Origin of the sequence: Kitasatospora sp. NPDC059088, from assembly GCF_042738155.1 — a bacterium.
Lineage (GTDB): Bacteria > Actinomycetota > Actinomycetes > Streptomycetales > Streptomycetaceae > Kitasatospora.
Map to the genome: position 1 here is coordinate 3,995 of NZ_JBHYGR010000209.1, position 7,976 is coordinate 11,970.

Genomic DNA, 7,976 nt, shown 5'->3' on the forward strand with positions numbered 1-7,976 from the left:
GCTCGGTGGCGCGGGGGGTGCCCTCGCGCCCACGTGGGGCTCAGTCTGTGGCTGGGCCGCCGGGGGGCGGGCGGGGCCCCCGCCGCGGCCCCCGCCCCGGCCGACAGACCCGCACCCCAGAGCGACCGAGAGGCAGCAGCAGTGAAGACCAGCACCGTCACCATCCGGAACGTCTGCGCCAGCAAGCGGGACCGCGCGGGCAACCTGGCGATCACGTCGCGGGGCGACGTCACGGTCACCCTCGACCCGATGGCCGAGGCCGAACTGACCGACTGGCAGTGGCTGACCGACACCCTCAGCACCGAGGGAGTCGACCAGGAGACGCACCGCCTTACCGCCCGCGGCTGGAAGGTCAGCCACCCCGCGGCCGGAACCATCGGCTTGCTGTTCCAGAGGCACGGTACGCGGGTCCACATCGAGTGGTACGACCCCAGGGCCGGCGACTTCATGGCCAGTGGGCAGCAGGCCCGGCTACGCCATGCCGTGGCCCAGGTCGTCAACGCGCGGCAGCAGCACGGGTTCCCGCTCCCGGTCGACCCCGCCCCGCCGGTGGTCGGCCCGGCCCCGGAGGTGACGCGACGGCTGCGGCACCCGGACGGGACGCTCGTTCGCTACAACGGTTCGGTCGAAAGGCTCAGGGGCGGGGTGTTCCGTGCGGAGGAGTGCGGTTGCCTTGATTCCTGCGGGGGCTACGAGCTGCACCCCGACTTTCCCGGTTCGGAGATGCTGCTCCATGTCCGCCATGAGTCGGTCATGCCGCTCAGCGGTTGACTGTCGCCCCCGGAAAGGGGCGCAGCACCGGCCCACCAGGCATTGAAATGTGGTATGCTTCTTTTGTCGGGAGGGGTTGGCGCCCCTCCCGACCACTCGATCCGAACCGGCAGGGAGCAGGACATGAGCACGCAGCAGGTCACCGACACGGACCCCCTCGTTCGCCTTCTCGCGCGCGCCGCCGCCGGTGACGAGGCCGCGCAGAAGTCGTTCCTCGCGGCCCGGGAGTCGCGCCAGCGGATGAACGAGCGCCTTGACCTCCGGGCGCGGGCAGCCGCATGGCGGATGCTCGGCCGGATGCGCGGGGACGCCCTCGACCTGGTCGGCTGACCGCCCGCCGGCTGCGCCGCACCCACGCGGCGCAGCTGGTCAGGGCCGGGCGCGGACGTTGCGCCCGGCCGCCGCCCCGAACATCAGGCCGCAGCGCGGCCCGAGCGAGGAAGAGGTTCGTCATGGATGTCCGTTGCCGCCGTTGCTACATGCCCACCGGGGTGGGCGCGAATAGGGTCGCCGAGGTTCACGACTTCCCGTATGCCGTCGAGCAGTACGGCCAGTGCCCTGGGAGTGGACTCCCCGCTCTGCCGGGGGCCGGTTACCCGCCACTGGTGTGGGGGGCGCAGGCCGGCCGGTCGTGGGTGGAGGTGGGGGTCCTGCCGTCGCCCATGCCGGAGGTGGCGCGGGAGGGGTCGACTGTGACGCTCACGGGCGTTCGATTCGTGCAGTCGGCCGACTGCGAGCGGTGCCGGTGCGTCGTGTACACCGTCCGGTCGGGCGGCTGGCTGCGAATCGGGTTCGACCAGCAGGGGAAGGCGTTCGAGCAGTGGCAGGCGGGGCCGCTCGCGGACTTCCGGGTGTTGTGCCCAGGCGGGTGCGGGGGCGAGCTGTCACGGTTCACGTGGGAGCGGTGCGCCCGGACACCGGTTCCGGTCGCCGACGCCGAGTCGGTGAAGTGCCGGGAGTGGGAGCGGCTGCGGGCCGTGGTGTTCGGTCCGAGCGCGGCCCCGGCGCGGCAGGCACTGGCGGGGGTGGGGTAGCCGGCTACCCCCGCCACCCGAGGCGGAAAGGGGTGGAGTGCGGCACTGTTCGGCATTGAAATGTGGTATGCTTCTTTTGTCGGGAGGGGTTGGCGCCCCTCCCGGCCACTCGACTCAGACCGGAGGAACCAGCCATGGAGCACCTGATCATCCCCGTCGTCGGCAGCCGCCAGGACGGCGACACCATCCACATCGACATGACCGACGTGAGCGAGATCTGCTTCTGCAAGCTGCTCGACCCCGAGGAGCGCCCGAGCACCCCGTGCCCGCTCGACGAGGCGCAGCGCGCCGAGGCCCTGGGGCGGGTGGCGGCCGGATTCCGCGCGCTCCAGGGCAAGCGGGCAAAGGCGCCGGAGGCCGAGCGCGAGACGCTGTGCGGGTGGGGCGCGGGTGACTATGTGTCGTGGGACGTGCCGCACGTCGGCGTGGCGACAGTGCGGATCACCGGCACCGGGAGCCGCTACAACCCGGGCCTGTCCTACGAGAGCTGGGACGGGGTGACGGAGTCGGTCGAGGGGTCCGCGTACATGCCGCTCGCGGACAAGGTCCGCCGCTGGCGGCGGGCGACCACGCAGGAACGTGCCCGCTTCGACGCCCTCGCCACCCCCGCGCCCGCCAACTGGTTCTGACGCACCGCCCGGGCGGGGGACTCCCCCGCCCGGGCCATCCCGACCACGCCCGCACGACAGGAGTCCGACCATGAGCCGCCGCCGTACCGCCAGGCCCGCCGCATCCGATTCGCCCGACGCGCTGTTCGCAATGGAGGACGTCCCCGGGCCCGCGGCGGACCGCGGGCCGGAATGCCGCGCCGGGGCGCAGGCCGGCGCCGAGCTGTCCATGATCCTGGAGACGTACCGGAAGCCAGCGCAGCCCGCCGCCGCCAGCCACCCGGACATCCCGGCGACGTGGACACAGGCGCAGCCCCACCAGTTCGGGAGCGAGACCGCGACGCAGCCGGTGCTGTTCGTCCCGGGCGGGCCCGCCGCCCTGTTCGACTCCGCCGCACTGTCCTGACCGCAGGTCGAATCCGCCGGAAGACCCGGAGCGCCACAATCCAGAGCCGAAATGTGGTATGCTTCTTTTTGTCGGGAGGGGTTGGCGCCCCACCCGGCCACTCGATCCAGCCATCGAACCCGAGGGATGAGTCATGACGACGGCCCACACCACCACCGACAGCTCCGCCATCTTCGAGCAGGCGCGGGCGCGGCACGCGGATGCGATCGCCGCGGGCGACCTGTTCACCCTGCTCGCCACCTACACCGTCGACGGGTCGACTCAGGTCCGGGCGCGCAAGGTGCGGGTCGGCGCCGGCTACTCGACGCCCGAGGACACCCCCCGGATGCTCGCGATCGTCCACGGAGTCGCGGTCGAGTCGATCGCGCTGCGCGCTCTCATCTGATCGCTCCGCCCTGGCCCCGGGGCCCACCCCGGGGCCAGGGCGGCCGCACCGCCGGACGGGAGAAGGGCCCGCCCGGCCCCGACGCCAAGGAGACCCACCATGCAGCTGTCCGCACCCCCCGCCGCCGACCGCGCCGCCACCGTCGAAGCCTTCCGCCCGTTCCCCGGGGCCCCCACATGGGACGTGCGCGCCGTGGCCGGCGTCATGGCCAGCCTGTACCCGCCGCCGGCCCAAGAGGGCGCCGACGGGTGGCGGGTGGCGCGCCACCGCGACGCCGTCGCCGTGGGGCGGATCCTGCTGGGGCACGGCTCACGCCCCGCCGAGCCGGGGCCGGACCAGCGGGAATGGGACGCATGGGTCAGGACCGACCGCGAGCACCTCAGCGCGAGCGGCCTGGAGATCCTGCGGGCCGACGACGTCCGCACGGTGGTGCGGGTACCCCTCCCCGACGAGCCGCAGTGCACGGCGACCGTGCGCCGGATCGGCGCGCCATCGGCGCTGACGAGCCGTGTCGAGTTCCCGCAGTGGCCCGGGATCGGCGGGACCCTGCGCTACTTCCCGATCCCCGGCCGCCCGAAGCGCGGCCTGTTCGAGGTCACGAATCATCTCGGCGGCATCTGCCCGCAGCGGGTGGTCGGCGGGGGCCAGGCCGTCGCGCTGCTGGCCGACCAGTACGGCCTTCCGCTCCCCCTGCGGGTCATCCCGCGACCGGCCCGGTGACGGGGGACACCCAGCACCACATGCGGCATTGATATGTGGTAGTATTTTTTCTGTCGGTAGGGGTTGGCGCCCCTCCCGGCCACTCGATCCGGAGCAACGAAGGAGACAGACCGTGCACGACGTCACCGAGCCCGGCCAGCGCGCCGACATCCCGTTCCAGCCGACCCCCGGAGCGCCCACGTGGGACGTGCGCGCCGTTACCGCCATCATGGCCAAGCTCTCCCCGCCACCCGCCCACGACATGGCCGACGGCTGGCACGCCGTCCCGTGGGACCAGGGCGTAGCCGTCCAGCGCATCATGGCCGGCCATCACCTGCGGCCAAACCGGGCGGGACGGGCCCGTGACGCGTGGGACGCGCTGATCAGGGCCGACCGCGAGCACCTGCGCGCCCACGACCTGGAGATCATGAACCCCGGCACATCCCAGACGTATGTGCGCGTCCCGCTCCCGGCCGAGCCGCAGACGCGGGTGTTCGTACGACGAACAGGCCCGATCGAGGACTTTCTTCGCGCGGTCAGCTTCGAGGGCTGGGAGGGGATTGGCGGCATGATGCGGCTGACGTCGACGCATGCGAGCGCGGCCTACCGGATCGCCGACCACGAGGGAACCGAGGTCTGGATGGGCGACAACTCCGCCCACCGGTGCATCGAGGCACTGGCGAACCACTACGGCCTCCCCATGCCCATCGAAATTGTGGCGGACCGGTAGGCCCCCACCCCGACCGCGGCCCCGTCCGCGCGCGGGGGCGGATGGGCGGGCCGACACGACCACACGCAACACTCGGATGTGGTATGCTTCTTTTTGTCGGAAGGGGTTGGCGCCCCTCCCGGCCACTCGACCAGACCCAAGGAGATGCCATGTCCGAGATCTACTCGCTCCACTGGATCGGCTGCCCGTGCGACGCCTGCAAGCGCGGGGAGTCCCGTCCGCTCGACCAGGCGGGCGACAGGGAGTTCCTGCGACTGATGACCGGCAAGCTCCAGGGCGGAACGCGTCAGCCCGTCCGGGTCCGGCTTGAGTTCGAGATCGGCCCGTACTCCAGGTCCCTGCGTGACAGCGACCCCAGGAGCCTGACCGTCTGCGCGGTCGGGGAGGACTGGGAGGCGGTCGAACTGCCCTTCGGCAATCTCGACCCCGAGGACATCGTGCGGATCCTGGGACACCTTCCGCAGTCCTAACACTCTGCCGCCGTCGCGCCGGTGCCCTACCGCGCGACGGCGGCGCCAGCCGGAATCGCATCCGGTGACGGTCTTCCGCCGGGAGGGGTTGGCGCCCCTCCCGGCCACTCGATCCCGCTCCCCTTGGGGAGCCCGGCCCCTGGAGGCTTTCATGACCCGCACCATCACCTGGCCGTCGCGCGAGCAGTGGCAGGCCGACGCCGAGCACGCCGAGCGGACCAGCTGCCACGCGTGGCAGCGCGTGTCCGGCGACCCGGCCGACTGGATGAGCGCGGACGAGCTTGCCGAGGCCCGCACGCTGGCCGCCAAGGTGGTCCGCGCGGGCCGCAAGGCCCTCAGCGACGCCGGGCGCGCCGACTACCGGCCCACGCTCAACGGCTACGGCCGCGAGGCCGCCAACCCGGACGCCCAGGTGTCCGACCTCACGTGCGCGTGGACGTCGATTCTGCGCACCGTCGACGAGGCCGGAGTGAACAACCCGGACACCCAGCGGCTGGCCGTGCTGCGCGATCTCCTGACCCAGGCCCACCGCGCGGGGGCGGCGGCCGCCGAGGAGAAGGCCGTTCGAGCCGCCGCGGCCTACCGGGCGACCGATGAGGCGTGGGCGGAGGAGGTGCGCCGCCGGGCGCGGGTGGAGCGCGGTCCGCAGCGCACCGTCGTCACCGTCCACGCGGACGGATCGACGACGTCCACCGGCCCCGAGCCGTACATCCCGCCGATGTCGCCGTTCGAGTCGCGCCAGCGGTCCACCGGCCGCGGCTGACCGTTCCAGGCCGGGAGGGGCCCGCCGCCTCCCGGCCCCGCCCCCTGCCAACACTTCCCGGAAGGACTTCCCCATGCTGCCGTTCGATCAGGCCCGCGCCATGGCGCGCGCCGCCGCGCCCGCCGGCTACCGCTTGCAGACCATCGCGCCGATCCCCGGCGCCGCCCGGTACCGGACCCTGTACGTCGACGCCCGGTGGCGCAGCCGCCGCGGCGAGGTCGACGCCGGCGGGGCGAGCGTCCACCGCACCGTCTACGGCCCCAAGTTCCGGCGCAGCGACGGTGAGCGACTGGCGCAGGTGACCGCCCGCATCCGCGCCGACTACAAGCAGGCCCAGGCCCGCGGGATCATCCCCGCCGCGCTGCGCCTGTCGGTCCGCACCGATCCGGGCTACGGGATCCTGGTGGACGTCGCCGGCCTGACGGACCGCTTCCTGTACGGCGAGCGCGCGGCCGGTGCGCCGTACGGCCGCGAGGCGATGGCGCTACTCGAGGTCCTGGAGGAGATCCACGGCGCGTACCAGCGTGACGGGTCCGACAGCTTCCAGGACTGCTACCAGCTGCGCTACTCGGGGCGGGTGAAGCTGCTCAGCGAGGCGCAGCAGGCCGACGACGAGAAGGCGCGCGCCGCGCGCCGCCAGCCGGCCACCCCGGGCCGGGCCAGCCGGTAGGAACGAGACCCCGATCCAAGAAGGAGGAGCAGCACATGCCCGGCATGGATGGATACCCGCTCGCGGACCAGGTCGAGCGGCCCGACATCGAGGTCGCGCTGGTGACGTTGGCGGAACTGTGGGACCGGCACGGGGCGCAGCGGCTGGACCCTGACGGCATCCTGTCCGAACGGCAGGAGGAGGCGGTTGAGTTCGTGGTGGCCGCGTGGCGGGAGACTGCGGAGTATCAGCCCTGACGCCCAGTTGAGGCGACGGCCGCCCGGGGCGGAACACCTCCGGGCGGCCGCCGGCCGGGAAACTGCCCGCCATGCCCGGCGCGGCGCGGGTGCGATTGTGACCTCTACTTTGCGAGCCGCACCCGCAAACGCCCAGGTCACGGGACTTCTGTGAGTTGTAGTTTGCGAGCCTCAGCGACCGACAGTTTGCGAGCTCACGGCCCCGGCGCCCTTCGCCGTCGACGAATCAGCAGGCCAGGGCGGACGTCCGGGCAACTCGCAGGATGCGGATCGGATTCGCAAAGTAGCGGTCACAGTCGCAGCGGGACCGGGCCGCCTCACACACCCAGGCGGACCTGAAATGTGGTATACTTCTTTCCGTCGGCAGGGGTTGGCGCCCCTCCCGCCCACTCGATCCCAAGACCCTCAGGACGTGACTCCCGTGATCATCCACATCATCGAAGCCGATGCCATCCGCCCCGCCACCTTCCACCGGGGGGTAACGCTGCGGACCGCGCTGGCCCAGGCCTTCGCGTACGTGACCAGCCTGGCCAGCGACGCCCCCGAGGGCGAGGAGGACCCGCTGGAGGGCGCGGACTTCAAGGCCGTGCGCCAGCAGCTGCACGGGACCAGCCCCCTGGTACTGACGGACGAACAGCTCAACATGGCGCGCACGATCCTCGGGAGCGCGCGGGCCGCCATGTCGCCGCGCGAGGCGAAGAACGAGCGATACGCCCTTGCCGCGCGCTACGGCGAGGAGTTGGCCGAGCAGCTCGCGGACGAGGAATCCCGCCACATCTGCCGCACCCGGGCCTGACCGCCCCCCTCCGTGCCGTGCCCGCCCCTGCGCGGGCACGGCACGCGCCTCGCTCGCCCCCGGGTCGCCCCGGGGGCCCCACCGACCGCCACGCCCAGGAGCCCCGCCATGCCCTCCCGTACCTCCGACCCCGGACCCGGCCTGTTCGACGCACCCCCCACCAAGCTTCGTAAGAATCTTCTGACCGACAACAACGGCGATCTCAACCGCGGGGGCCGGAAGACCTACCTCTGGACCACCCCGGCGCTCGAGGCCACCCTTCCGAGCGGTCGAAAGGTCGTCACCTGCCCGGAGGCCGGCGTGTGCGCGGCTGGTATCGCGGCACATGCCGTGTCCCACAGTGGTCGTGTCTCGTTAGGTCACATCGCCTAGAGGGAGCGCACCTTGATGAGCGGACTCACGTATGTC

At 72.4% G+C, this 7,976-nt stretch carries 14 protein-coding genes; all 14 read left to right on the top strand.

Going from position 1 to position 7,976, the window contains the following annotated elements; all coding sequences use genetic code 11:
* Window positions 1-141 precede the first annotated feature (141 nt).
* The 14 genes from ACFWXO_RS43255 (at window position 142) to ACFWXO_RS43320 (ending at window position 7,940) form a co-directional block, all read left to right on the top strand.
* Window positions 142-771: a hypothetical protein gene (locus ACFWXO_RS43255; RefSeq protein ID WP_380532197.1), complete on the top strand. Its 630-nt coding sequence runs from the start codon at window positions 142-144 to the stop codon at window positions 769-771.
* Window positions 772-894: 123 nt separating this feature from the next.
* Complete coding sequence (locus tag ACFWXO_RS43260; protein ID WP_380532200.1) at window positions 895-1,101, top strand: hypothetical protein; 207 nt, start codon at window positions 895-897, stop codon at window positions 1,099-1,101.
* A 122-nt stretch (window positions 1,102-1,223) separates the two neighbouring features.
* Window positions 1,224-1,805: a hypothetical protein gene (locus ACFWXO_RS43265; RefSeq protein WP_380532203.1), complete on the top strand. Its 582-nt coding sequence runs from the start codon at window positions 1,224-1,226 to the stop codon at window positions 1,803-1,805.
* A 134-nt stretch (window positions 1,806-1,939) separates the two neighbouring features.
* Window positions 1,940-2,434: a hypothetical protein gene (locus tag ACFWXO_RS43270; protein ID WP_380532207.1), complete on the top strand. Its 495-nt coding sequence runs from the start codon at window positions 1,940-1,942 to the stop codon at window positions 2,432-2,434.
* 70 nt (window positions 2,435-2,504) lie between these two features.
* Window positions 2,505-2,819 carry a hypothetical protein gene (locus ACFWXO_RS43275; RefSeq protein ID WP_380532210.1) on the top strand — a complete coding sequence of 105 codons (315 nt, stop codon included), beginning with the start codon at window positions 2,505-2,507 and terminating at the stop codon, window positions 2,817-2,819.
* 133 nt (window positions 2,820-2,952) lie between these two features.
* Window positions 2,953-3,204, top strand: a complete 252-nt coding sequence (locus ACFWXO_RS43280; RefSeq protein ID WP_380532213.1) for a hypothetical protein — start codon at window positions 2,953-2,955, stop codon at window positions 3,202-3,204.
* A 99-nt stretch (window positions 3,205-3,303) separates the two neighbouring features.
* Window positions 3,304-3,924 (top strand): hypothetical protein, encoded by a 621-nt coding sequence (locus tag ACFWXO_RS43285; RefSeq protein WP_380532216.1) that lies wholly within the window; start codon window positions 3,304-3,306, stop codon window positions 3,922-3,924.
* A gap of 112 nt (window positions 3,925-4,036) precedes the next feature.
* Window positions 4,037-4,633 (top strand): hypothetical protein, encoded by a 597-nt coding sequence (locus ACFWXO_RS43290; protein ID WP_380532219.1) that lies wholly within the window; start codon window positions 4,037-4,039, stop codon window positions 4,631-4,633.
* A gap of 149 nt (window positions 4,634-4,782) precedes the next feature.
* A complete protein-coding gene (locus ACFWXO_RS43295) occupies window positions 4,783-5,103 on the top strand; it encodes a hypothetical protein (RefSeq protein ID WP_380532222.1) in 321 nt (106 codons plus the stop codon).
* 151 nt (window positions 5,104-5,254) lie between these two features.
* On the top strand, window positions 5,255-5,866 hold the full coding sequence (locus tag ACFWXO_RS43300) for a hypothetical protein (RefSeq protein WP_380532225.1): 612 nt from the start codon (window positions 5,255-5,257) through the stop codon (window positions 5,864-5,866).
* Window positions 5,867-5,939: 73 nt separating this feature from the next.
* On the top strand, window positions 5,940-6,536 hold the full coding sequence (locus tag ACFWXO_RS43305) for a hypothetical protein (protein WP_380532228.1): 597 nt from the start codon (window positions 5,940-5,942) through the stop codon (window positions 6,534-6,536).
* Between the two features lie 35 nt (window positions 6,537-6,571).
* Entirely contained in the window at window positions 6,572-6,772 is a 201-nt protein-coding gene (locus ACFWXO_RS43310; protein ID WP_380532231.1) for a hypothetical protein, read from the top strand.
* 412 nt (window positions 6,773-7,184) lie between these two features.
* Entirely contained in the window at window positions 7,185-7,568 is a 384-nt protein-coding gene (locus tag ACFWXO_RS43315) for a hypothetical protein (protein ID WP_380532233.1), read from the top strand.
* Window positions 7,569-7,676: 108 nt separating this feature from the next.
* Complete coding sequence (locus ACFWXO_RS43320) at window positions 7,677-7,940, top strand: hypothetical protein (protein ID WP_380532236.1); 264 nt, start codon at window positions 7,677-7,679, stop codon at window positions 7,938-7,940.
* The last annotated feature ends 36 nt before the right edge of the window (window positions 7,941-7,976 follow it).